General features: G+C 70.0%; 24 protein-coding genes. 8 read left to right on the forward strand and 16 right to left on the reverse strand.

The window, feature by feature from the left end; all coding sequences use genetic code 11:
- Positions 1-32 precede the first annotated feature (32 nt).
- Positions 33-1,136: a glycosyltransferase family 4 protein gene (locus AMYBE_RS0129020; RefSeq protein WP_020662905.1), complete on the reverse strand. Its 1,104-nt coding sequence runs from the start codon at positions 1,134-1,136 to the stop codon at positions 33-35.
- A 3-nt stretch (positions 1,137-1,139) separates the two neighbouring features.
- Complete coding sequence (locus AMYBE_RS0129025; protein WP_281172113.1) at positions 1,140-2,210, reverse strand: glycosyltransferase family 4 protein; 1,071 nt, start codon at positions 2,208-2,210, stop codon at positions 1,140-1,142.
- Between the two features lie 225 nt (positions 2,211-2,435).
- On the opposite strand from AMYBE_RS0129025, the gene AMYBE_RS0129030 reads away from it, so the two are divergent.
- A complete protein-coding gene (locus tag AMYBE_RS0129030) occupies positions 2,436-3,275 on the forward strand; it encodes an inositol monophosphatase family protein (protein WP_020662907.1) in 840 nt (279 codons plus the stop codon).
- A gap of 125 nt (positions 3,276-3,400) precedes the next feature.
- Here AMYBE_RS0129030 and AMYBE_RS0129035 read toward each other — a convergent pair whose 3' ends face one another.
- The 4 genes from AMYBE_RS0129035 to menD all read right to left on the reverse strand — a co-directional run bounded on the left by AMYBE_RS0129035 (position 3,401) and on the right by menD (position 7,747).
- The gene (locus tag AMYBE_RS0129035; protein ID WP_020662908.1) at positions 3,401-3,850 is read right to left on the reverse strand and encodes a DUF3592 domain-containing protein; all 450 of its coding nucleotides are present in this window, start codon (positions 3,848-3,850) and stop codon (positions 3,401-3,403) included.
- 228 nt (positions 3,851-4,078) lie between these two features.
- Positions 4,079-5,593, reverse strand: coding sequence for a M1 family metallopeptidase (locus tag AMYBE_RS0129040; RefSeq protein ID WP_020662909.1), 1,515 nt, complete (start codon positions 5,591-5,593; stop codon positions 4,079-4,081).
- A 91-nt stretch (positions 5,594-5,684) separates the two neighbouring features.
- The gene (locus tag AMYBE_RS0129045) at positions 5,685-6,029 is read right to left on the reverse strand and encodes a hypothetical protein (protein WP_020662910.1); all 345 of its coding nucleotides are present in this window, start codon (positions 6,027-6,029) and stop codon (positions 5,685-5,687) included.
- A gap of 41 nt (positions 6,030-6,070) precedes the next feature.
- The gene (menD, locus tag AMYBE_RS0129050) at positions 6,071-7,747 is read right to left on the reverse strand and encodes a 2-succinyl-5-enolpyruvyl-6-hydroxy-3-cyclohexene-1-carboxylic-acid synthase (protein WP_020662911.1); all 1,677 of its coding nucleotides are present in this window, start codon (positions 7,745-7,747) and stop codon (positions 6,071-6,073) included.
- Positions 7,748-7,831: 84 nt separating this feature from the next.
- On the opposite strand from menD, the gene AMYBE_RS0129055 reads away from it, so the two are divergent.
- The 4 genes from AMYBE_RS0129055 (at position 7,832) to AMYBE_RS0129070 (ending at position 11,229) form a co-directional block, all read left to right on the forward strand.
- Positions 7,832-8,755: a 1,4-dihydroxy-2-naphthoyl-CoA synthase gene (locus AMYBE_RS0129055; RefSeq protein ID WP_020662912.1), complete on the forward strand. Its 924-nt coding sequence runs from the start codon at positions 7,832-7,834 to the stop codon at positions 8,753-8,755.
- Between the two features lie 51 nt (positions 8,756-8,806).
- Positions 8,807-9,946, forward strand: coding sequence for an o-succinylbenzoate--CoA ligase (gene menE / locus AMYBE_RS0129060; RefSeq protein WP_020662913.1), 1,140 nt, complete (start codon positions 8,807-8,809; stop codon positions 9,944-9,946).
- Between the two features lie 97 nt (positions 9,947-10,043).
- Positions 10,044-10,913 carry a 1,4-dihydroxy-2-naphthoate polyprenyltransferase gene (locus tag AMYBE_RS0129065; RefSeq protein ID WP_020662914.1) on the forward strand — a complete coding sequence of 290 codons (870 nt, stop codon included), beginning with the start codon at positions 10,044-10,046 and terminating at the stop codon, positions 10,911-10,913.
- Between the two features lie 40 nt (positions 10,914-10,953).
- Positions 10,954-11,229, forward strand: a complete 276-nt coding sequence (locus AMYBE_RS0129070; protein WP_020662915.1) for a hypothetical protein — start codon at positions 10,954-10,956, stop codon at positions 11,227-11,229.
- On the opposite strand, the gene cds1 is transcribed toward AMYBE_RS0129070, so the two are convergent.
- The 3 genes from cds1 to AMYBE_RS0129085 are packed head-to-tail and all read right to left on the reverse strand — an operon-like array spanning position 11,207 to position 13,055.
- The gene (gene cds1 / locus AMYBE_RS0129075) at positions 11,207-12,283 is read right to left on the reverse strand and encodes an L-cysteine desulfhydrase Cds1 (protein WP_020662916.1); all 1,077 of its coding nucleotides are present in this window, start codon (positions 12,281-12,283) and stop codon (positions 11,207-11,209) included. The two genes, AMYBE_RS0129070 and cds1, sit on opposite strands and share 23 nt — an antisense overlap.
- Positions 12,280-12,570 (reverse strand): DUF4229 domain-containing protein, encoded by a 291-nt coding sequence (locus tag AMYBE_RS0129080; protein ID WP_020662917.1) that lies wholly within the window; start codon positions 12,568-12,570, stop codon positions 12,280-12,282. Before AMYBE_RS0129080 ends, cds1 begins: the two co-directional genes overlap by 4 nt.
- 11 nt (positions 12,571-12,581) lie before the next feature.
- The gene (locus AMYBE_RS0129085; RefSeq protein WP_020662918.1) at positions 12,582-13,055 is read right to left on the reverse strand and encodes an Lrp/AsnC family transcriptional regulator; all 474 of its coding nucleotides are present in this window, start codon (positions 13,053-13,055) and stop codon (positions 12,582-12,584) included.
- A gap of 362 nt (positions 13,056-13,417) precedes the next feature.
- Here AMYBE_RS0129085 and AMYBE_RS0129090 point away from each other — a divergent pair, with 362 nt between their 5' ends.
- Positions 13,418-13,630 carry a BldC family transcriptional regulator gene (locus AMYBE_RS0129090; RefSeq protein ID WP_020662919.1) on the forward strand — a complete coding sequence of 71 codons (213 nt, stop codon included), beginning with the start codon at positions 13,418-13,420 and terminating at the stop codon, positions 13,628-13,630.
- A 183-nt stretch (positions 13,631-13,813) separates the two neighbouring features.
- A complete protein-coding gene (locus tag AMYBE_RS0129095) occupies positions 13,814-13,999 on the forward strand; it encodes a hypothetical protein (RefSeq protein WP_020662920.1) in 186 nt (61 codons plus the stop codon).
- 89 nt (positions 14,000-14,088) lie between these two features.
- On the opposite strand, the gene AMYBE_RS0129100 is transcribed toward AMYBE_RS0129095, so the two are convergent.
- The 7 genes from AMYBE_RS0129100 to hemL form a co-directional block, all read right to left on the reverse strand.
- Positions 14,089-15,405, reverse strand: coding sequence for a MinD/ParA family ATP-binding protein (locus tag AMYBE_RS0129100; RefSeq protein WP_027928131.1), 1,317 nt, complete (start codon positions 15,403-15,405; stop codon positions 14,089-14,091).
- 84 nt (positions 15,406-15,489) lie between these two features.
- Entirely contained in the window at positions 15,490-16,482 is a 993-nt protein-coding gene (gene ccsB, locus AMYBE_RS0129105; protein ID WP_020662922.1) for a c-type cytochrome biogenesis protein CcsB, read from the reverse strand.
- 3 nt (positions 16,483-16,485) lie between these two features.
- The gene (gene resB, locus AMYBE_RS0129110) at positions 16,486-18,093 is read right to left on the reverse strand and encodes a cytochrome c biogenesis protein ResB (protein ID WP_020662923.1); all 1,608 of its coding nucleotides are present in this window, start codon (positions 18,091-18,093) and stop codon (positions 16,486-16,488) included.
- Complete coding sequence (locus AMYBE_RS0129115; RefSeq protein ID WP_020662924.1) at positions 18,090-18,863, reverse strand: cytochrome c biogenesis CcdA family protein; 774 nt, start codon at positions 18,861-18,863, stop codon at positions 18,090-18,092. Before AMYBE_RS0129115 ends, resB begins: the two co-directional genes overlap by 4 nt.
- 222 nt (positions 18,864-19,085) lie before the next feature.
- A complete protein-coding gene (locus tag AMYBE_RS0129120) occupies positions 19,086-19,664 on the reverse strand; it encodes a TlpA family protein disulfide reductase (protein WP_020662925.1) in 579 nt (192 codons plus the stop codon).
- A complete protein-coding gene (locus AMYBE_RS0129125) occupies positions 19,661-20,287 on the reverse strand; it encodes a histidine phosphatase family protein (RefSeq protein WP_020662926.1) in 627 nt (208 codons plus the stop codon). The genes AMYBE_RS0129120 and AMYBE_RS0129125 overlap by 4 nt, the downstream gene beginning before the upstream one ends.
- Positions 20,284-21,588, reverse strand: coding sequence for a glutamate-1-semialdehyde 2,1-aminomutase (gene hemL / locus AMYBE_RS0129130; protein WP_020662927.1), 1,305 nt, complete (start codon positions 21,586-21,588; stop codon positions 20,284-20,286). The genes AMYBE_RS0129125 and hemL overlap by 4 nt, the downstream gene beginning before the upstream one ends.
- 105 nt (positions 21,589-21,693) lie before the next feature.
- Between hemL and AMYBE_RS0129135 the strand changes: the two genes are divergently transcribed.
- On the forward strand, positions 21,694-22,179 hold the full coding sequence (locus tag AMYBE_RS0129135) for a TspO/MBR family protein (RefSeq protein WP_020662928.1): 486 nt from the start codon (positions 21,694-21,696) through the stop codon (positions 22,177-22,179).
- Positions 22,180-22,214 lie beyond the last annotated feature (35 nt).

A 22,214-nucleotide genomic window follows, 5' to 3' on the forward strand; every position in this document is an offset into this window, starting at 1 on the left:
CGGGCCTCACCGGTGCCGCCCCGCCGAATCCCTCACCCCAACGCAGCCAACATCCCCCGAACGGACGCCGGCCAAGCGAACTCCTCCGCCCGAGCCCGGGCCGCCGCCCTCCGCGCCCCTTCCGGGCGCTCCAGCAAACCGCTCACCGCTCGCGCGAACTCCGCCGCCTGGTCCCGCACCGCCTCCCCGCACCCCGGCCGCACGATCTCCCGCAGCGCCGACGACGCCGAAACCACCACCGGCGTCCCCGAAGCCAGCGCCTCCAACGCCGCCAGCCCGAACGTCTCATGCGGCCCGGGAGCCAGCGAAACATCCGCCGACGCCAACAATCGCGCCACCTCGGCCCGTCCGGACAAGAATCCCAAAAACGTCACCGGCAATCCCCGCGCCCGCCGTTCCAGAGCCCTCCGCCGGGGCCCGTCTCCGGCGATCACCAACCGCACCCGGATTCCCGACTCGGTCAGCTCGGCGACGGTATCCACACTCCGCTCAACGTGTTTCTCCGGCGACAACCGCCCACAATGGACGATCAGCACCTCCGCCCCGCCGGCCAGATCGGACCGCCATCCGGAATCCCGCATCGACGGCGCGAAGGTGGCCAAATCGACGCCCAGCGGCACTCGCCGGACATTTTCCGCGGCGATCCGCTCGAATTCCGCGTGCGCGAAAGCCGTCGTGCACACCACCGTGTCGTAAGAAGCGGCCATCCGCCGATTCGCGGCATCCGCTACGTGCCGGGCCACCGCCCCGGGCAGCAAGAACTGCTCCAGCAACCGGTCCAGCCGCTCGTGCGAGATCACCATGCTCGGCACCCCGTGCCGCCGCGCCCACGCCCCCATTCCGCGCAGCGTCAACCGATCGGAGACCTCCAGCCGGTCCGGTTCCAGCCGCCGCAGGACCGCGCGGACCCGCTGCGGGTCCACCGCCCGATAGCCCCCGGTGCCGGGAATCTGCGGCGCGGGCAACGAATACCGCCGAACCCCGGAAGGCAAGGTCTCCGCCGCGTACCGCCGACCGGGCACGACCAGTGTCACCCGGTGCCCGCTGGCGACATAGCCGGCGCCGAGGTGATTCAACGCGGTCCGCAGACCGCCGGATCGAGGCCCGTAGAAGTTCGCCAGCTGGACAATGTGCATGGCTCAAGCCGCGCGGGCGACTCGGCCCTGTACCGCCTCGTAGTGCCCGACCAGTTCTCGGCACACTGCGGGCCACGTCCGGCCCAGCACCACTTTCCGCGCCTTCTCCCCCAGCCGGGCCCGCAGAGCCGCGTCGCGCAGCGCGTCGATCTTCGCCACCAGCGCCGGGCCGAACTGCTCCCGGTCAGCAGGCAGCAGGTACCCGGTCCGGCCTGGCACGACCAGGTCCTTAGGCCCGCCCGCGTCCGGCGCGAGCACCGGCAGCCCGGACGCCATCGCCTCCTGGACGGCCTGGCAGAACGTCTCATGCGGACCGGTGTGGACGAAGACGTCGAGACTCGCGTACGCGACCGACAGCTCCTCCCCGTACTTCGCGCCCAGGAACGCCGCTTCTGGCAAGCGTTCCCGCAACGTCGCCAGCTCCGGGCCGTCGCCGACCACGACCACTCGCACGCCCGGCATCCCGGCCAGCGCGGCCAGCCGGTCGACTTCCTTCTCCGGCGCGAGCCTGCCGACGAACCCGACCAGTAGTTCACCGTTCGGCGCAAGTTCCGCGCGCAACGCCGGGTCGGCATGCGCCGGCGAGAACCGGCTGACGTCCACCCCGCGTGCCCAGCGATGCACCCGGGGGACGCCGTGCAGTTTCAGCTGCTCGATCGAGTCCGACGACGGCGCGAGTGTCCGGTCGGCCCGTGAGTGCAGCCGGCGCACCCAGCGCCAGGCCGCACGCGCCCCGATGCCGAAGCCGTACGACGTCGCGAACCCGGCGATGTCGGTCTGATAGACCGCGATCGACGGCACGCGCAGCCGGCGCGCCGCGGCGAGCCCGCGCGCGCCGACGACGAACGGCGACGCCAGGTGCACGACATCCGGCCCGAAATCGGCCAGAGCGGTCAGCACGGTCCGCGTCGGCAGGCCGATCGGCAGGGAATGCACGCCGGGGAAGTCCAGCGCGGGAATGCGGACGACCGGGGCGCCGCGGTAGCTGTCCGGACCCGGTCCGGGCGCGACGACCAGCACGTCGTGCGCGGTGTCGACCAGGTGCTCGACGACCCGCAGCACGGAATTCGTCACGCCGTTCACCTGGGGCAGGAAACTTTCGGTGACTATGGCGACTCGCACCGCGCCACTGTCGCAAAACCGCAGGCAGGGCGGGCCAATCCCGCGTGACGGACCGGCCAACGACAGCGAAACACTGCGCAGCGTCCGCCGCCGGACACGGACCGTCGACCAAGTTCCCCACCACATGTCATCTGCCGGTCGTGTCCCGGACACCAGAACCGCGCAGACTAAGCAGGCATGACCCTCTTGTCCTCCAGGCCGTCTCGGCCCGTCGAGCCCGGGCTGCTTTCCCGGGCCCTCGAGGTCGCCGGCCGGCTGGCGAACGACGCCACCGACGTGATCACCGCGACCGCGGGCCGCGGCGCTCACCCGGCGACGCTGGATTCGCCGTTCGACTGGGTCACCGACACCGATCGGATCCTGGAACGGCACACCCGGCGGGTGCTGACCGCCGAGTTCCCCGGGATCCCGGTGGTCGGGCACGAGTTCGGTGCCGATCACGGGGCGGATGTCGCGGAGTACCGGTGGGTGGTCGACTCGGTCGACGGGACCGCCAACTACGTGGCCGGGGTGCCGTGGTGCGCCTACAGCCTGGCGTTGGTCGACGCCAGCGGGCCAGTGGTCGGAGTGGTGGCGGATCCGTATCGGGCGCAGATCTACGCGGCGGCTCGGGGACGCGGAGCCCGGGCCAACGGGAAGCCAGTGAGGCTGGTGGACCGGCGAGGGACGGCCGGCGCGATTGTGTGCACCGAGCTCGCCCGGAAGGGGCCGTGGCCGGGGATGGGCTCGTTCATCGAGCGGGCCGCGGCGGCGCACGCTGGGGTGCGGGTGCTGGGCTCAGCCGCGCTGTCGATCGCGCAGGTCGCGCTGGGCCATGCGGCCGCGGCGGTACTGCACAGCTATCACGAGTGGGATGTGGCCGGATCGGTGGCGATGGCGATCGAGGCCGGGGCGGTGGTGCTCGACAAGCACGGGGAGGGGGCGGCCTTGCCGACGGACGGACTGCTGGTGGCGGCGCCCGGGGTCGCGGACGAGGTGCTGGGCTGGTGGCAGGAATCGGCCGCCGTCCGAAACTGAGCACCCCCGATAGGGTTTGAAGTCCGTGAAGGGCCCCTTCACGGAACCCAAGTCCCCCAAGGGCCCCTTCACGGAACCCAAGTCCCTCAAGGGGCCCTTCACGGACTTGCGTCAGCAGGGCGCGCTCAGACCTTGGCCGGGATTGGGTTCTCGTCTCGCGCGGGCTGGTCCCGCTTCATCGCACGGCGCAGCCACCACAGGGTGGGAGCGGCGATCAGCCAGGTGATCAGCAGGGTCGTGCCCAGCGGCAGCAGGGTCAGCGTGGCGGTTCGGCCGGCGACTCGCGCCACGTCGGGGTTCGTCGCGTCGTACTCGATCGCCACCAGCTGGCCAGCGGACAGGCCGGACGGGTACAGCACGCCGGTCGCGGGGCTGTGCACGATGCCGTCCGGCGTCTGGTACTGGATGATCGTGCGGTCGAAGGCCACCGACTGGACGGTCGCGGTGGCGGTGCCCAGGTGCGATTCGATGGCGTTGTCGTTGCGGATCGCCGCGAACACCAGGCCCACGCACATCACCGTCAGCAGCGACGCGACCCCCAGCACGGCGAACCACGCGACTCGCCGTCCGTGCATTTTCCTGGCCACCACGTCGGCGAGTTTAGTCCCGTGCGCCGCTTCCGCCCTGGCCGGGCGGCGACGTTCGCGATGGTGGCGCCTGCGGTGTCGTTCGCGAGCCGGGCACAGCACCCGCCATGCTCGGATGGACGGCCGAGCATGGCGGAGCTGCGTCCGCAGCTACCGAATCCGCTCTCCGGACGACGGAACTCTCCCGAATTCCACCTCAGGCAACCGAATTTACCGTCAGCTCGCTCCGGCGGCGGCCAGCGCGCGGTGGTTGTCCTGGATCTGGTCCCACGACTTCGGCTTGGCCGGTGCCGCCGCGAACGCCTTCGCCGCGACCGTCCCGTTAGGACCGACAGCCGGCTTGCCCTTGGTGAACAGCCAGGTCTGGAAGAACTCCTGCAGCGGCTTGCCGGACACCTTCTCCGCCAGCGCCGCGAACTCCGGGATCACCGCCGATTTCCCGGCCTTCGCGACCTGCCACTGCTTGAGAATCGAGAAGAACGCGTCATCGCCGACCGTGGTGCGCAGGGCCTGCAGCGCCACCGCTCCGCGGTCGTACACGGCGGCGTCGAACTGGTTCGGCTCGCCCGGGTCGCCCGGCAGCACCTGCCAGAACTTGTCGTCGGCCGGGTGCGAGTCATAGGTGTACTGGGCGAGTTCCGCGGTCGTGCCCTCGCCCTCGTGCTCGGACCACAGGTACTCGGCGTAGGACGCGAAGCCTTCGTTCAGCCAAATGTCGCTCCACTTGCCCAGCGAAACGTTGTCGCCGAACCACTGGTGGGCGTTTTCGTGCGCGATCAGCGTGGTGTTGGCGCCGGCCGCGAAATTGCGCGCGCCGTAGACCGGGCGGGTCTGGTTCTCCAGCGAGAAGGTGATCCCGCTGGTCACCACCCCGCCTTCGGCCTCGAACGGGTACGGGCCGAACTGCCAGGCCAGGAACTCGTTCACCTCCGGCGTCCGCTCCACGCTCGCCTTCGCCGCGTCGAGCGACGGGCCGAGGTCGGCGCCGTAGGCGTTGACGAACGGCTTGCCGTCCGGCGTGGTGGACTGGACCACGTCGTACTTGCCGACGACGAACGACGTCAGGTAGGTCGCCTGCGGCTGGGTGCTGCGCCAGTTCCAGCGCGTCCAGCCGGCCCGCTGCTTGGTTTTCTTGACCAGCGTGCCGTTCGTGATGGCGGCCAGGCCGTCCGGCGCTTCGATCGACACGTCGTATGTCGCTTTGTCGGTCGGGTGGTCGTTGGAGGGGAACCACCACTGCGCGCTCTGCGGTTCGTCGACGCCGAGCGCGCCGAACGAGCCCTTCTTCCAGGCGTTGAGACCGCCGACCTTCGCCGTCGACGGGGTGTCGGCGTAGCTCACCACGACGGTCGCGGTCTCGCCCTTGGCCAGCGGCTTCGCCGGCGTGATCACCAGCTCGCCGTCGCCGTTCTGGTTCTTGAACTGGGCCGGACGGTTGTTCACCAGGACCTTCGACGCCTTGAGCGCGAAGTCGAGGTCGAACTGCGACAGGTCCTGGGTCGCGGTGAGCAGCAGGGTGGTGCTGCCGGACAGCAGGTCGGTCTCGGGCTGGTAGGTCAGCCGGATGTTGTAGTGCTGGACATCGGTGCCGCCGTTGCCGGCGTTCGGGTAGTACGGGTCGCCGACGCCCGGTGCGCCCGGCGAAGGGGCGGCCGAAGCGGTACCGGTGAGCAGGACCGCCGCGACACCCGCCGCGACCGCACCGATCCCGGCCCTCGTTCTGAGAAGCATTCTTCCTCCAAAGTGGGCAACGCGACCGAACGTATTCAGGCGAAGACTCCACCGGAACGTCCGAAGGACGGGTTCTTACCCACTGGGAAGATCAACCGGATTCGGCGATCCACCACGCGATCGCGATCGGAATGCCGTACAGCACCGGCCCCGCGTACAGCCCGGGCCACGGTCCCCAGCCGCGCCGCACCGCCAGCAGCGCGGCCCCGAACGAACCGGCGATCGCGGCCAGCCAGCCCACCCAGGGCAGCGTCGTGACCGCTTGCTGGCCGGCCGCGCTGCAGATCACCCGGCTGTCGCCGGGGAAGCAGCTGTCGCCGGCCATCACCAGGAAGGACGAGAAGTACGAGCACACCAGCCCGACCAGTGCCAATGCCGCGACGGCCGCGCTGAACCAGGTCCACCGCGTCCGCGGCCGCACGTCGATCTCGCTCACGCATTCCCCCCAACTCCGGGACGCCCCCGCGTCCCGGCCCCTCAGGCCGTCCCCACCGCTTCCGCGACGGCGGCGCGCAGCCGCGCGTGCAGGGCGCGGTGCTGCCCGCGGTCCGCCCGGACCTCGACGACCCGCAACCCCGGCACCGGTTTCAACGCGGCCCGGAAGTCTTCGATGGTCTCAGCCACGACGTGCGGTACCCGGTAGCCGGCACACAACGCGCCGAGATCCGCGCCGTGCGGCGTGCCGAATACGCGTTCGAAGCTGGCCGAGTGTTCCGGCGCGCCTTGCTCCAGCAGCGAGAAAATACCGCCTCCGTCGTCGTTCAGCACGACGATGGTGAGATCCGGCCGCTGCTCGGTCGGCCCGGTCAGCAGGCCGGACGCGTCGTGCAGGAAGGTCAGGTCGCCGAGCAGCGCGTACGACGGCGCGCGGTGCACGGTGGCCGCGCCGATCGCGGTGGACACCGTCCCGTCGATCCCGGCGACGCCGCGGTTGCGGTGCACCAGGACGTCTGGCCGCAGCCGTCCGGCCAGCGCGACATCGCGGGTCGGGTTGGACGAACCGACGACCAGCAGCGCACCCTCCGGCAGCGCGTCGACCAGCTCGGCCGCGACCCGGACGCCGGTCGGCCACGGCTCGGCGGCCAGCGCGGTCGCGACGGCCTGGCTGGCCGCGGCGTCCGCGCGCTGCCAGCTCGCCAGCCATTCCGGGTCGGCCGGCTTGGTCGGCTCGGCGAACCACTGCCCGACCTGGCGGACGTTGTGCGCGGGCGCCGGCCAGTCCGAGTCCGGGCGCACCAGCAGCACCTCGACCTCGGGGTCCGACAGCACCTGCTGCACCTGCCGGAACACCGTCGGCCGGCCGAGGCAGAGGACCTGCTCCGGCCGGTGCCGGGAGATGAATTCCTCGACGCCGAGCAGCCACGCACCCGACGACATCGCCGTCGCGCCGGTCAGGCCGAGCCCGCCGGTCTCCGAAACCACCGGCCAGCCGTGTTGTTCAGCCCATTCGCTGGCCGCCTGCGCGCCGGTGTCGCACGCGATGACCAGGCCATGCCGCGCCGAGGGCACCACGAACGACGGCAGCGCGCCGAAGTCCGGCAGTTCGGTCCAGCGTTCGCCGCCGGACCGGCCCTCGAGCGATTCGTACCACTCGCCGTCGTCGTTGAGATCGGGCACCAGCGGCTCGCGGAACGGGATGTTCAGGTGCACCGGGCCGCAGCGCCACTCGCCGTAGGCGGCGTTCCAGGCCCGGCAGATCTGGCTCCGCCAGTAGGAGTTCTGGCCGGCCCGGCGCTCCGCCACGGCCAGCTCGTCGAAGTAGCGCACCGCGTCGCCGTACAGCTCGTACTGGTTGATCACCTGGCTCGCGCCTGCCGAGCGCAGCTCCGGCGGCCGGTCCGCGGTGAGCACGATCAACGGCACGCCGGCCCGGTCGGCTTCGAGCACCGCCGGGTGGAAGTTCGCCGCCGCGGTGCCGGAGGTGCAGACCACTGCCGCCGGACGGCCGGTGCGCGCCGCGATGCCGAGCGCGAGGAACGCCGCGCCGCGCTCGTCGATGCGCACGTGCAGCTGCAGGCGGCCGGAGGCGGCCGCGTCGTAGAGCGCGATGGAGAGCGGCGCGTTGCGTGAGCCCGGGCACAGCACCACGTGCGAAACGGTGTTGCGGACGAGTTCGTCGACAAGGACCCTGGCCTGCGCGGTGGACGGGTTCACCGGCAGACCCCGGGTACGAGGGGCTCCGACGCGCAGGCGGCATCAGGCACAGCGATCATGTCCACACGTCCTATTCTCCCAAACGTGGATGACGCCCGAGTTTCCGAGCTGTTCGACCCCTCCGCCTGGTCCGAGGTCGAAGGTTTCTCCTTCACCGACATCACCTACCACCGTTCGCGCGAGAGCCGCTCCGGCAAACGGGTGGTCCGGATCGCTTTCGACCGTCCGGAGGTCCGCAACGCCTTCCGTCCGCACACCGTCGACGAGCTGTACCGGGCGCTCGACCACGCCCGGATGAGCTCGGACGTCGGGTGCGTCCTGCTCACCGGCAACGGCCCGTCGGCCAAGGACGGCGGCTGGGCGTTTTGCTCCGGCGGTGACCAGCGTATTCGCGGACGGTCCGGGTATCAGTACGCGAGCGGGGAGACCTCGGACACGGTCGACCCGGCCCGCGCGGGCCGGCTGCACATCCTCGAGGTCCAGCGTTTGATCCGGTTCATGCCGAAACCGGTGGTCGCGGTGGTGCCCGGCTGGGCAGCCGGCGGCGGGCACTCGCTGCACGTGGTGTGCGATCTCACCCTCGCCTCGGCCGAGCACGCGCGGTTCAAGCAGACCGACGCGGACGTCGGCTCGTTCGACGCCGGCTACGGCTCGGCCGGTCTCGCCCGCCAGGTCGGGCAGAAGTTCGCCCGGGAGATCTTCTTCCTCGGCCGCGACTACACCGCGGAGCAGATGCACCGGATGGGCGCGGTCAACGAGGTGGTCCCGCACGCCGACCTGGAGAAGGTCGCGCTGGAATGGGGCTGGACGATCGTGGGCAAGTCGCCGACCGCGCAGCGGATGCTCAAGTACGCGTTCAACGCGATCGACGACGGACTGGTCGGCCAGCAGCTGTTCGCCGGTGAGACCACCCGGTTGGCGTACATGCAGGACGAGGCGGTCGAAGGCCGCGACGCCTTCCTGGAGAAGCGCGACCCGGACTGGACCGACTACCCGTACTACTACTGACCTGGTGAGTGGCTGGTCTCTAGCCACTCACCAGGCCGCGGAGGCCCCACCTTGCACGTTTCCTGGCTGGACGGCAGCTCCGACGCGCTGGCCGCACTGGACACGGCCCTGGCCGCGGCCCTGGACGGCGGCCCGGCGGTGCTGCCGCTGAACGCGGCGGACCCGTCCGCCCCCGCGTTGCACGACGCGATGGCCCCGGACCAACCACTGGAGCCGGACACCGCGGTGGTGATCGCCACCTCCGGCTCCACCGGCGCGCCGAAGGGCGTGCTGTTGTCGCCGCGCGCGCTCATCGCGTCCGCGACCGCCACGCACGCCCGGCTCGGCGGCCCCGGCCACTGGCTGCTCGCCACGCCCGCGCACTACATCGGCGGCCTGCAGGTCCTGATTCGCGCCCGGCTGGCAGGCACGAAACCGGCGTACCTGACCGGCACCGGCTTCCGTCCGGACGAGTTCGCCGCCGCGGCCGCTCCGATCCTGGCCGAGAACGGCCCGCGCTACACCGCGCTCGTCCCGACCCAGCTCGTCCGGCTGCTCGACGACGGCGGCGCGGGCCTGGCCGCGGCCAAGGCGTTCGACGGCATCATCCTCGGCGCCGCCGCGACCTCGCCCAAGCTGCGCGCCCGGGCGGCCGAGGAAGGCGTGCGGATCGTCCCCTCGTACGGCATGAGCGAGACCGCCAGCGGCTGCGTGTACGACGGGGTGCCGCTGGACGGCGTCCGCGTCGAGCCCGACGCCGACGAACGGATCCGGATCTCCGGTCCAGTCCTGTCGCACGGCTACCGCCTCGCGCCGGAGCTGACCGCCGAGTCCTTCCAGAACGGCTGGTTCCGCACCTCCGACCGGGGCCGGGTGCTGCCGGACGGGCGGATCGAAATCCTCGGCCGCGCGGACGACGTCATCAACACCGGCGGGGTGAAGGTTTCCGCGGCCGGCGTCGAGCGGGTGCTCGGCGCGCAGCCGGGGGTCCAGGACGCTTGCGTAGTCGGGATCCCGGACCCGCAGTGGGGCGAGGCGGTCGTCGCGATGGTGGTCGCGGACAGCGCCGACGAGGCTTCGCTGCGCGCGGCGGTCCGCGCCGAGCTGGGTGGCGCGGCGACGCCGAAGCGCATCGAGTTCACGGCGGCGCTGCCGTTGCGCGGGCCGGGGAAGATCGATCGCCAAGCGGTGAAGGCCAAGCTCGTTCCGTGAAGGGAACCTTGCGGAACTCTGAGTCCCTCAAGGTTCCCTTCACGGCTTTGGACCGGGCCCCGAAAGGGTGAAGATCCCATGGCGTTGAATGGACCCCATGGCGACAGTCAGTGAGTGGATCGAAGGCGCCCGGCCGCGGACGCTGCCGAACGCGATCGCCCCGGTGGTGGCCGGGATCGGCGCGACGATCGCGCTCGACGCGTTCTCCTGGGGCCGCTCTCTGCTGGCCCTGCTGGTCTCGCTGTCGCTGATCATCGGCGTCAACTTCGCCAACGATTACTCCGACGGCATCCGCGGCACCGACGAGAACCGGGTCGGCCCGCTCCGCCTGGTCGGCTCCGGCGCGGCGAACCCGAAGTCCGTGCTGCGCGCCGCGCTGATCTCGCTCGGCTTGGCCGGCGTGCTCGGACTGACGCTGGTGGCGCTGAGCGGCTTCTGGTGGCTGCTGGCCATGGGCGCGCTGTGCATCCTCGGTGCCTGGTTCTACACCGGCGGCAAAAAGCCTTACGGTTACTACGGTTTGGGCGAGATCGCGGTCTTCGTGTTCTTCGGGTTGGCCGGAGTCCTCGGCACGGTCTACGTGCAGGCCGGCCGGGTCAGCTGGGACGCGCTGGGCTGCGCGGTCGCGGTCGGCTCGTTCTCGATGGCGGTCCTGGTGGCCAACAACCTCCGCGACATCCCGACCGACATCGAGTCCGGCAAGCACACCCTCGCCACCCGCATGGGAGACGCCGGCACCCGCCGGATGTACCTGACGCTGCTGGCCGTCCCCTACCTGCTCACCGTCGTCATGGGCCTCTGGCACCCGCTGGTGTTCATCAGCTTCCTCACCGCGCCACTGCTGGCGAAGCCGGTCAAGGCGGTCGGCGGAGGCGGCAAGGGCCGCGAGCTGATCCCGGCGCTGCGCGACACCGGCCTGGCGATGCTGACCTGGGCAATTCTGACCGCGGTGGCACTGGCAATTTGACCGTGTCCGGACGGACACGGACCGTGTCACTCTGGTATCCGTGCCGAACCCACGGACGCGAACGACCCTCCGGATCGCCGCCGTCGCACTAGGTTCCCTGGCCCTCGCCGCCGCCGGGGTGCTGGTCATCGTCATCGGCGTCGGACTGCACAAGGTCGACGGCTCTTACGTGGTCGCCTTCACCCATCGCGAGCACGGCTCCCCCGCAGGCGCGGCCGGCGCTTTCGTCGCGATGATCGGCGGCTTCCTGCTGATCGGCGGAGTCGGCTGGTTCTGGTCGTTCTGCCGGAAACTCAGGCGTCGAAGCGGCCGGTGAGCAGGAATTCGTCGAACCGCGCCCGGTACGGGGCCAGGTCGATGTCCTGCTCGCGCAGCCACTCGTCGGAGTAGTAGGTGTTCGCGTAGCGTTCGCCGCCGTCGCACAGCAGCGTGACTACCGAGCCGGCCTGGCCGTCCGCCAGCATCCGCGAGATCAGCTGGAACGCGCCGTACAGGTTGGTGCCGGTCGAACCGCCCGCCCAGTGTCCGGTGCGCTCGCGCAGCAGCCGGATCGCCGCGAGCGAGCCCGCGTCCGGGACCTGGAACATCTCGTCGATCACCCCGGGCACGAACGACGGTTCGCAGCGCGGCCGCCCGATGCCCTCGATCCGCGACGGCATCCCGGTCGCGTAGTCCATCGCGCCGGTTTCCCAGGCCCCGTAGAACGAACTGTTTTCCGGGTCCGCGACGCAGATCTTCGTGGTGTGCCGCTTGTACCGGACGTACCGGCCGAAGGTCGCGCTCGTCCCGCCGGTGCCCGCGCCGACGACGATCCACGCCGGTACCGGGTGGCGTTCGGCGCGCATCTGCGCGAACACCGATTCGGCGATGTTGTTGTTGCCGCGCCAGTCGGTCGCGCGCTCGGCGTAGGTGAACTGGTCGAGGTAATGCCCGTTGCACTCGGCGGCGAGCCGTTCGGCCTCCGGGTACATCGCCGGTGCGGTGTCCACGAAGTGGCACTCGCCGCCGTAGAACTCGATCAGCGCTACCTTTTCCTTGCTGGTCCGCCGCGGCACCACGGTCACGAACCGCAGGCCGAGCATCCGCGCGAAGTACGCCTCGGACACCGCGGTCGAGCCGCTGGACGCCTCGACCAGCACGGTGTCCGGTCCGATGTGCCCGTTGACCAGGCCGTACAGGATCAGCGACCGGGCCAGCCGGTGTTTGAGCGAGCCGGTCGGATGCACCGACTCGTCTTTCAGGTAAAGGTCGATGCCCCATTCCGGCGGCAGCGGGAAGACGTGCAGGTGCGTGTCGGCGCTGCGGTTGGCGTCGGCCTCGATGATGCGGACGGCCTCGCGGACCCAGGCTCGGTTGTGCAGCTTGCTCATGCGGCGGAATCGTCCGCCGGGCCGTCCCCGCGCAGCTGAGCGCGCAGGTTCGCGCGGGCGCGCGCACGGTTTTCGTTGCGCTTGGCCAGACCAGCGGTCACTCGCTGGTTCAGGCCGCGCAGGAGCAGCAGGCCGAGCGGCAGGCCGACGACCAGACCGATCAGCACGGCGATCAGCAGCGGCACCCCGACCAGCGACAAAACGAGCGCGACCACCGCCACGAGGGCGAACCGCGCGATCAGGTAGATCGTCAGGTCACGGGGCAGATGGTCCGGTGTGTCGCTCACACCGAAACAGGCTACGCCCCGCCTGGGCCGTCGTCGTCCAGGCCCGCGTTGTTGGGCCGCCCCTCGAACCGGGTGGAGAGCACGACAGTGGTATTCGTGCGCCCGACTCCGGGGATGCGGCGCAGCCGGCCAAGGCTGATTTCGAGCTCGTCGACGGTCGAGACGCGGACCTTGACCACGAACGCCTCGTCGCCGGCCACCGCGTAGCAGCTCTCCACCTCGGGCAACTCGCCGAGCGCGGCGGCGACGTCCTCGTCGGTGGCGGTGTCGGTGGGATGGATGCCGACCAGCGCGGTGACGCCGAGGCCGACCGTGTTCGGGTCGACCATCGCGTGATAGCCGGTGATCACGCCCGCCGCTTCCAGCTTGCCGACGCGTTCGTGCACCGAGGAGGCGGAAAGCCCCACCGTCCGGCCGAGGTCGGCGTAGGTGGCCCGGCCATTGGCCCGCAGCTCGGCGATGATCTTCCGGTCCAGCTGATCCACTAGGCCATTATGCGGCGCGAACCTCCGCCGGGCGCACCCCGGCGCCCGGTGAAATGTCTGCTGCGTCACAGCAACCTCGGCACTGCTCGCCGCCCAGCAAGAGTCTTTGCCTGGCCTTTACCCGATTCACCGGGCAGCTCAGGGAAGAATGCCTGGTCAGCGGCCCACAAGTGGCTCCGGAGCGTTCCTGAGAATCCGCTGAGTTATGTCCCTTTTGCACTTTAAGGGCTCTTTACTCAAGGACAACCGTTCGAGTACCCGACGGGTGAAGTGCCACGATTGCCGCGTTGGCTACTCCGGCGAGACGGGCGAAACCGCCCGAGGCCCCCGGTATAGCAAGTCAGGTGTTAAGGAGGCGGAAAATGACCGCGACCATGGGCGGACGGTTGCTCACCCCGGGTGAAGTGGCCGCCCTGTTCCGAGTGGACCCCAAGACCGTGACCCGCTGGGCCACCGCGGGCCGGATCGGTTCGATCCGCACCCCCGGCGGACACCGCCGGTTCCGTGAGTCCGAGGTGAACGACCTGCTGGCCGAGCTCACCACGGACGCGAGCGAGCCCGCCCGCAAGATCTGACCCGTTTCACCGCTCGCGACGAAGGGTCGTGGCTGACAAGGGATGTCCCCCTGCTCGCGGGACATCGCTTGCCGGTCACGACCCTTCGCCGCGTTCCGGCGGCGCCTTTACCGATACCGGCTGCACGCGATCGCGCCGAAGAACGGCTAACCTGGGTGGCTGGCACGTCGGAAGGACCCGGGCATGATTCTTTTGCTCGCAGCGGTGGGCGCGATCACCATCGCCGTTCTGTTGTGGCGGGCACTGGGCGCGCAGCGGATCAGCGTCCCGCAGCGCCGCCCGGCCATCGCACCGGACGACGACCCGGAGTTCCTGCGCAAGCTCTCCGAACAGCAGCGCAAACGCCCGACCGACGAAACCGACGGCTGACCAGCCGAAGGTAAAGCCGCCGTCCTTCTGCCGTGAAGGGAACTTCGAGAGACTCTGAGTCCCTCAAAGTTCCCTTCACGACCACAAAGTCAGCGGTACTGCTGTCCGCCGAACCCGTCCGCGACGGTCGCCGCGAGCTCCAGCAACGCCAGCCGGGTATCCCCGCCCAGCCGCTCCAGCTCGATCTCGGCACCTTCTTCCAGGTGCGCGTCGAACGGAATCCGGCACACCGCCCGCACCTTCGCCCCGAAATGCGCGGCCAGCTTGTCCAGGTCGACCGAGCTTCCCTTCGGCCGCACCGAGTTGATCACCACCACCGACCGCTTCACCAGGTCGCCGTACCCGTGCGCGTCCAGCCAGTCCAACGTGGCCGAAGCACTGCGCGCCCCGTCCACCGACCCGGACGACACCACGACCAGCGAATCCGCGACGTCCAGCACGCCCTTCATCGCCGAGTGCATCAAACCGGTTCCGCAGTCGGTGAGCACGATGTTGTAGAAGTGCTCCAGCAGGTTCACCGTCCGCCGGTAGTCGTTCTCGGAGAACGCCTCCGACACCGCCGGGTCCTGCTCGCTGGCCAGGATCTCCAGCCGGCTGGAGCCCTGCGACGTGTACGACCGGACGTCGCTGTACCGCGTGATCTTGTCCGCGTCCCGCAGCAGATGGCGCACCGTCGCGGTCGTCTCGATGGCGATCTTCTGCGACAGCGTCCCCCGGTCCGGGTTCGCGTCCACCGCCACCACCCGGTCCCCGCGCAGGGACGCGAACGTCGCCCCCAGGGTGGTCGTGGTCGTGGTCTTGCCGACCCCGCCCTTGAGGCTCAGCATGGCGATCTTGTAGCACCCGCGCAGCGGCTGGTTGACGCGCGCGATCAACTCCCGTCGACGCGTGTCCGCCGGGCTCTCCCCCGGGTTGATCAGCTTGCCGCTGCCCCGGTAAAGCGCCTTCCGCCAGCCGGACTGCGGTGCCCGTTTCTGCTGCTTCACCAGGTGCGCCGTCGCCAGCTCGTCCGCACCGGAGGTCGGCTGCGGCAACCCCGCACCGCCCGGCTGACCGGGTTGCCCCGGGTGTCCAGGCTGTCCGGGAGCCGCCTGTGGCGGGTACCCGGCCGGAGCTTGCTGCTGCGGATGCGGCTGATGCGGCGGCACGGCCTGCCCCGGATCGCCCGGCGGCTGCAAGGGCGGCAGGTTGTGGTCGTACTGCGCTTGATACCCGCCCGGCTGCGGCAGCGGCTGATACGCGGCCTGCGGCGGCGGGTCGACGGCCTGCGTCGGCTGCGCGTCGTACGGCCCGGCGACCGCCGGATGCGGCGTGGAATCGGTGCGTTCCTCGGAGAACATGGCAGCCGGTTCCTGGGCCTGCTCGGGCTGCTGCTCTCCGGCAGCCCCTTCACTGGGTCCGGTCACCGCTGCTTACCTCCCGGGTACGTCGAAGAGCCCCCTCTGACGAAGGTAGTCGTTGGAAGCGCGATCCGGCTGGCGGACCCCCGCTCAGCTCACCCCGGCGTAGGAATGCAACCCAGCCGTCACCAGGTTGACGAAGAACAAGTTGAAGATGGTCACCGCGAACCCGACGATGTTGATCACCGCCGCACGCGTGCCACGCCAGCCCGCGGTAGCACGGGAGTGCAAGTACGCCGCGTAAACCACCCAGGCGATGAAGGCGACCGTCTCCTTCGGGTCCCAGCCCCAGAACCGGCCCCACGCCGCTTCGGCCCACACCGCGCCGCACAGCACGCCGAAGGTGAAGACCGGGAACGCGACGATGGTGGCGCGGTAGGCGATCCGGTCGAGCACGTCCGCGGCGGGCAGCTTCGGCCCGAAGCCGGCGAACTTCGCCGGGTTGCGGTCGTGCGCGGTGCGGAACAGGTACAGCACGCTCGCCACGCCCGGCACCAGGAACACGCCGGACCCGACGATCGCCGCCGAAACGTGGATGACCAGCCAGTACGACTGCAGCGCGGGCACCACCGGCGCGGCCACCGTGTAGAGCATCGTGCCGTTGATGAACATCAGGATCACGACCGGCAGCAGCAGGAAGCCGGTGAGGTGGCGGACCGGGAACTTCTTCATCACGACAAGCCAGGCGACGACGGTGATGAAGGTGACCGCCATGCCGTACTCGTACATGTTGCCCCACGGCGCGCGGTGCACCGCGAGTCCGCGCAGCACGATCGCGGACAGCTGCAGCAGCGCGCCCAGCACGAGCAGCGCCGCGCCCATCCGGCCGATCCGCTCGGCACGGCCGACCGAACGCGGTGCTTCCGGCGCGGCCGGCGCGTCGCCGTCCTCGAGCGCGGAGTCGTCGGACTCCGGCCCACCGGCGCCGACCAGCACGCGCTGCTTGCTGCGCTCGGCGGCAATCCGGCCCTTCGCTCCGAACGCCTGCTCGAAGAGGGTGAACAGCAGCGCCAGCACGTAAATCGCCACTGTCGTCGTGTACAGCAGGTCGCTGTACTGCGAGAGAGTCTCGTTGATCTCCATGCTTCAGCTGCCCTTTCGGCCCGTGACCAGCCGTTCGCTGATCCGCTGGAACTCCTCGCCGTAACCGGCTTGATCAGTGCGCGCGAGCCCCGCGACCTCGATCACGGTACTCGTCTCGTCGTCCTTGCCCGGCCGCACCCGCACCCACACCCGACGCCGCTTGACCAGCAACGACGCTCCCAGCCCAGCCAGCATGACGATGGCGAAGCCGAGCACGTAGCCCTGTGTCGGGTCGTGCGAGACCTGCAGGTTGACCCACTTGTTGACGCCGTCGAAGCGGACCTTGGTGCCGTCGTCGAGCGTCAGCTCCTGGCCGACCGCGAGGTTCTTGCGCGCGACCCGTTTGAGCCGGCCGTCCTGCACCCGGGACTGGTCCACCGAGAAGACCGACTGGCCGCGGCCCGCGTCGAGCCCGAGGTCGCCGCGCAGCACGTCGATCGCGACCATCGGGTCCTTCAGCTCCGGCCCGGTCGAGGTGAGCACGCCGCCGTGGATGAACGACGACGGCGCGAACAGACCGGTGATCGCGAGCTGCTTGGTGCGCCGCTGCGCCTCGTCGGTGATGCCCGGCTGGTCGAACTTCGTCGCGCCCTCGGACAGCATGGTGGCCTGGTCGCTGAACATCCACTGGGTGTTCTGGGTGCGCTTCTCGCCGTTCGGGAAGGTCACCGTGAACTGCGGCGAGTAGCCGTTGCCGAGCAGGTAGACCCGGTCGCCGACGGTCCGCAGCGGCTCGTTGACCTCGAGGTCGTAGGGCTGCCAGGTACCGGTCTGCAGGTTCTCGCCGGACTGGAACTGGATGTGCGAGTGGTAGTAGTCCGCCTGGCCGGAGGGGGTGTAGCGGGCGGTGAAGTCGTTGACCTTCACGCAGAACGGGTCGAGGTCGGTGCCGTCGACGCGCAGGCCGGCCTGGAACGAGTCGTAGTTGTAGATGCCCGAGTTGCAGAACTGGCCGCCGTTGGCCTGCACGATGACCTGGCCCTCGTAGCTGTACAGCTTGCCGAGGGCGAAGAAGACGATCAGGCCGAGCATCCCGAAGTGGAAGAGCAGGTTGCCGGTCTCGCGCAGGTAGCCGCGTTCGGCCGAGACGCTGAACCCGCCGCCGTCTTCCTCGCGCTCGATCCGCCGCCAGCCGGACAGCTGCTTGCGCACGTCGTCGCGGATGGTTTCCGGGGTGCGCGCGGTGCGTGCGATCCGGTGGTGCGGCATCCGCGAGAGGTTGCGCGGCGTCAGCACCGGCTTGGCCCGCATCTGCTTGAAGTACTCGAAGCTGCGCGGCGTGAGGCAGCCGATCAGCGAGATCATCAGCAGGAGGTAGATCGCCGAGAACCAGACGCTGGAGTAGACGTCGTAGAACTCCAGCTTGTCGAGCAGGGTGCCCCACCAGCCGTGCGCGCTGATGTAGGCGTCGACCTTCGGCGCGTTCAGCCGGCGCTGCGGGAGAAGAGCGCCGGGCAGCGCGGCGAGCGCCAGCAGGAACAACAGCACCAGCGCGGTGCGCATGGACGTGAGGCCGCGCCAGGTGTTGCGCAGGAAGGCAACGACTTGCTGGACGGCCGACGGCCGGTAGGGCTGCTTCGGGTTCTTGGGCGGCGCTTCGGTGGTGGTCACAACGGCAGCTCGAGATCAGAGGCGACGGAGTTGCGAAGCCAGCCCATGACGTCTCCCCACAGCCCGGTGACCAGCAGAATCCCGACCACCATCAACAACGCTCCGCCGAAGATCTGCACCCGGCGGCCGTTGCGGCGCAGCCAGTCGGTGGCCCGGACCGCCCAGCGCGCGCCGAGCGCGATCAGCAGGAACGGCAGACCGAGCCCGAGGCAGTAGACGGCCACCAGCAGGTACCCGCGCGCCGCCGCCCCGCCGGTAGCGCTGGCCAGGCTCGTGACGGCGGAGAGCGTCGGGCCGATGCAAGGAGTCCAGCCGAGGCCGAACACCGCCCCGAGCACCGGCGCACCCCAGAGACCGCCGCCCGGCACGCGGTGCGACCGGACCTCGCGCTGCAGGCCCGGGATCCAGCCGAGGAAGACCAGCGCCATCAGGATGGTGAGAACGCCGCCGATGCGCTGCAGGAGGTCTTGGTTGATCAGGAGGGTGTTCGCAAGCCAGACGAGCGTGCCCATGGTCGCGACGAAAACGACGGTGAACCCGAGCACGAAGAGACCGGCCGCGCCGACGACGGCGTAGCGGCCCTTTTTTCGCTCCTCGCCGTCGCGAACGGCTGGAGCGTCGGCACCGACGAGCGCCGCGAGGTACGCGAGGTAGCCCGGGACGAGCGGCACCACGCACGGCGAAGCGAACGAGATGGCCCCGGCCACCAGCGCAACCCCCGCGGCGAGCAGCAGCGGTCCGGAGATCGCCAGCTCGGACACGGAGTTCACGCACTTGAGAGTAGGCAGTGAGCTTCGGGTAAGGCGGGCGGGGCCTGCTCACAGGACCTACGCCACAGCGGGGCTGGGACCTAGGTCCCGCTCGGGCCGCACTCCCCCGGCGGTGTCCGTGAAGGGCCCCTTGAGGGACTTGGATTCCCGGAAGGGCCCCTTGACGGACTTAGATTCCGAGACACTGCCGAACCGGGCGACCACGACCGTCGGCGATGCCGGTCACTTCTCCGCGGCAAGACCCCGCACTACCGGCACCAGGTCCGCCGCCAGCACCTGCCGCAAAAACACCGCCGCCACCCGATGTTCCTTGTCCAGGACGATCGTCGACGGAATGATGTTCCGCGGGTACCCGGACAACTGCAGCAACACCCGTCCGGAGGGGTCCCAGATCGACGGATACGTCAGCCCGCGGTCCCGCACGAAATCCTGCGCCACGTCCCGGGCCGGATCCCGCACGTCCAGCCCCAGCACCTGCGCCCCCAGCGGCGCGATCTCCTTGCTGGCCTTCTCCAGCTCCGGCGCCTCCGCGCGGCACGGTCCGCACCACTGCCCCCACAGATTGATCACCAGCGCCTTGCCGGGGAAATCCGCCAGGGAAAGCTGCTTTCCTTCCTGCATCAGATCGTCACCGGCCAGCACGGGCGCCTTCTGCCGTTGCGCCACCGGGTACGAGATATCCACCTTGCCGCCCGGCGAAACGAACGAGAACGTCCCGCCGGAGACCACCGCGTCCTTGCCGGTCGAGCAGCCGGCCACCCCGAGCGCGGCGGCTAACAACACGAAAAGCAGTCGCTTCATGCCCCGGTCACCTTGGGGTCCGTGGTGCCGGCCGGCTCGCTGTAGACGATCCCCAGCAGCTCCTCGCCGTCGAACACCAGGCTGGTCAGCGAGGCCAGCGAGCACTGCCGCTGCCGCGGGTCGTGCCACAGCCGCTTCGCCTCCAGGAACCGGCGGAGCGTCCAGATCGGCAGCTGATGCGAGACGCACAACGCCTCGCGTCCCTCCGCCTTCACCCGTGCCCGATGCACCGCTCCGAGCATCCGGTGCGCGATCTCCACGTAGGGCTCGCCCCACGACGGCTTGAACGGGTTCACCAGGTGCGGCCAGGCGCGAGGCTGCCGCAGCGCCCCGTCGCCGACCGCCACTCGCTGGCCCTCGAAGACGTTCGCCGCCTCGATCAGGCCGTTGTCGGTGGCGATGTCGAGCCGGTGCGCGCCAGCGATCGGCGCAGCCGTCTCCTGCGCCCGCTGCAACGGCGACGCGACGACGTAAGCCAGGTCATGCCCGGCCACTGCTTCCGCGACGGTGAGCGCCTGTCGCTGTCCTCGCTCGGACAAGTGGAAGTTCGGCAACCGCCCGTAGAGAATCTTCTCCGGGTTGTGCACCTCGCCATGCCGGAGCATGTGCACCACAGTCGTCACGGCTTGACCGCCTCAGCGGCCGCGCGCGCCGCAGCCGGCAACGCTGCTTCGATGATCCCGAACGCTTCTTCGTCCATCGCCGCGTTCACGAACCACGCCTCGTACGCGCTCGGCGGCGGGTACACGCCCGCTTCGAGCAGTGCGTGGAAAAAGGCCGGGAAGCGCCAGGTCTCAGTGGCCTGCGCGTCGGCGTAGTTGCGTACCGGCTTGTCGGTGAAGAAGACGCTCACCAGGTTGCCCGCGAACTGCACAGTGTGCGTGACACCGGCCTCCGTGAGTGCCTTGTCGAACAGCGCACCGAGCCGCTTCGCGTTGGCGTCGAGCTTCGCGTACACAGCGTCGTCGGCTTCACGCAGCGCGGTGAGGCCCGCGGCGACCGCGACTGGGTTGCCGGACAGCGTGCCCGCCTGGTAGACCGGGCCGCCGGGCGCGAGCTTCGCCATGATGTCCGCGCGACCCCCGAACGCCGCGGCGGGCAGCCCGCCGGACATCACCTTGCCGAACGTGTAGAGGTCTCCCGCGACGCCTTCGAGGCCGAACCAGCCGGCCCGCGAAACGCGGAAGCCGGTCATCACTTCGTCCATGATGAGCAGCGCGCCGTTTTCGTGCGCGATGTCACGTAGCCCGGCGTTGAAACCGGGGTCCGGCGGCACCGCGCCCATGTTTCCGGCGGCCGCTTCGGTGATCACCGCGGCGATGGTGTCTTTGTTCTCCGCGAACGACTTCCGGACCGCGTCCAGGTCGTTGTACGGCAGCACAATCGTGTCCGCCGCCTGCGCGCCGGTGACGCCCGGCGAGGTCGGCAGGCCGAGCGTCGCGACGCCGGAGCCGGCTTCGGCCAGCAGTGCGTCGACGTGGCCGTGGTAGCAACCGGCGAACTTCACGATCTTGGCCCGGCCGGTGAACCCGCGAGCCAGCCGGATGGCGCTCATCGTGGCTTCGGTGCCCGAGTTGACCAGCCGGACCTGCTCGACCGGGCCGACCCGGCCGATCAGCTCCTCGGCCAGCTCGACCTCGCCGATCGTCGGCGTGCCGAAGGAGAGCCCGTTCTCCGCGGCCGCACGGGCGGCGGCCACCACCTTCGGGTGCGCGTGCCCGAGGATCATCGGACCCCACGAGGAGACGAGGTCGACGTAGCGGTTGCCGTCGGCGTCCCAGAGGTACGGGCCCTCGCCGCGGACCATGAACCGCGGCGTTCCGCCGACCGAGTTGAAGGCGCGCACCGGCGAGTTCACCCCGCCCGGAACGGCCGCCTTGGCGCGTGCGAACCATGCTTTGGACTGCTCGGTGCCAGTGTTCACCAGCCCAGTCTTGCAAATCCTCCGTTTGCCCGCCGTTGCCACCCGGCACCGACGCTCGGGCGCTTCTAGGATGGACCGCGCATGGACGCGCTATCTGGAGGAGAAGTGACGGCGCCCACACACCGCCGCAACCCGTGGCTGATGCTCGCGGTGTTCTTTGGGCTGGTCGGCACGATCGCCGTGCTCGGCACGCTGGCGACGATGACCGCGCCGAACGCCTACGGCCGGTACCTCCTGCCGTCCTGGGCGCCGGCGCCCGAGGCGTTTGGTCCAGTGTGGATCGTGCTCTACGTCGTGCTCGCGTTCGCCGGCTGGACCTACTGGCGCACCGACGGCGAGAACCAGGGCTTCGCCGCGTACGGCATCGGCCTGCTGTTCCATCTGATGTGGGCCTCGGCGTTCTTCGCTGGCGGCTCGGCCAAGATCGCCTGCGTGGCCATCGTGCTGCTCGATTTCACCATCGTGGTCGCGATCGGCCTGTTCTACCGTCGCTCCCGCGTCGCCGCGCTGCTGCTCGTGCCGTACCTGCTCTGGATGCTCTACACGACCGCGCTGAACGTCGCGATCCTCGCGCTCAACGACGTCACTTAGCAGCCGTTCCACGGCGTCAAGCCGCGCGCTGGTAC

Source organism: Amycolatopsis benzoatilytica AK 16/65 (genome assembly GCF_000383915.1).
In the GTDB taxonomy this organism is placed as follows: domain Bacteria; phylum Actinomycetota; class Actinomycetes; order Mycobacteriales; family Pseudonocardiaceae; genus Amycolatopsis; species Amycolatopsis benzoatilytica.

Bases quoted from the DNA above. Each gene is read 5' to 3' on its own strand.
- AMYBE_RS0129065 (WP_020662914.1), top strand. From the start codon at position 10,044: ATGGCGACAGTCAGTGAGTGGATCGAAGGCGCCCGGCCGCGGACGCTG.
- AMYBE_RS0129120 (WP_020662925.1), bottom strand. From the start codon at position 19,664: ATGAAGCGACTGCTTTTCGTGTTGTTAGCCGCCGCGCTCGGGGTGGCC.
- AMYBE_RS0129020 (WP_020662905.1), bottom strand. From the start codon at position 1,136: ATGCACATTGTCCAGCTGGCGAACTTCTACGGGCCTCGATCCGGCGGT.
- AMYBE_RS0129090 (WP_020662919.1), top strand. From the start codon at position 13,418: ATGACCGCGACCATGGGCGGACGGTTGCTCACCCCGGGTGAAGTGGCC.
- AMYBE_RS0129040 (WP_020662909.1), bottom strand. From the start codon at position 5,593: ATGCTTCTCAGAACGAGGGCCGGGATCGGTGCGGTCGCGGCGGGTGTC.
- AMYBE_RS0129035 (WP_020662908.1), bottom strand. From the start codon at position 3,850: ATGCACGGACGGCGAGTCGCGTGGTTCGCCGTGCTGGGGGTCGCGTCG.
- cds1 (WP_020662916.1), bottom strand. From the start codon at position 12,283: ATGAGCAAGCTGCACAACCGAGCCTGGGTCCGCGAGGCCGTCCGCATC.
- AMYBE_RS0129095 (WP_020662920.1), top strand. From the start codon at position 13,814: ATGATTCTTTTGCTCGCAGCGGTGGGCGCGATCACCATCGCCGTTCTG.
- ccsB (WP_020662922.1), bottom strand. From the start codon at position 16,482: ATGGAGATCAACGAGACTCTCTCGCAGTACAGCGACCTGCTGTACACG.
- AMYBE_RS0129030 (WP_020662907.1), top strand. From the start codon at position 2,436: ATGACCCTCTTGTCCTCCAGGCCGTCTCGGCCCGTCGAGCCCGGGCTG.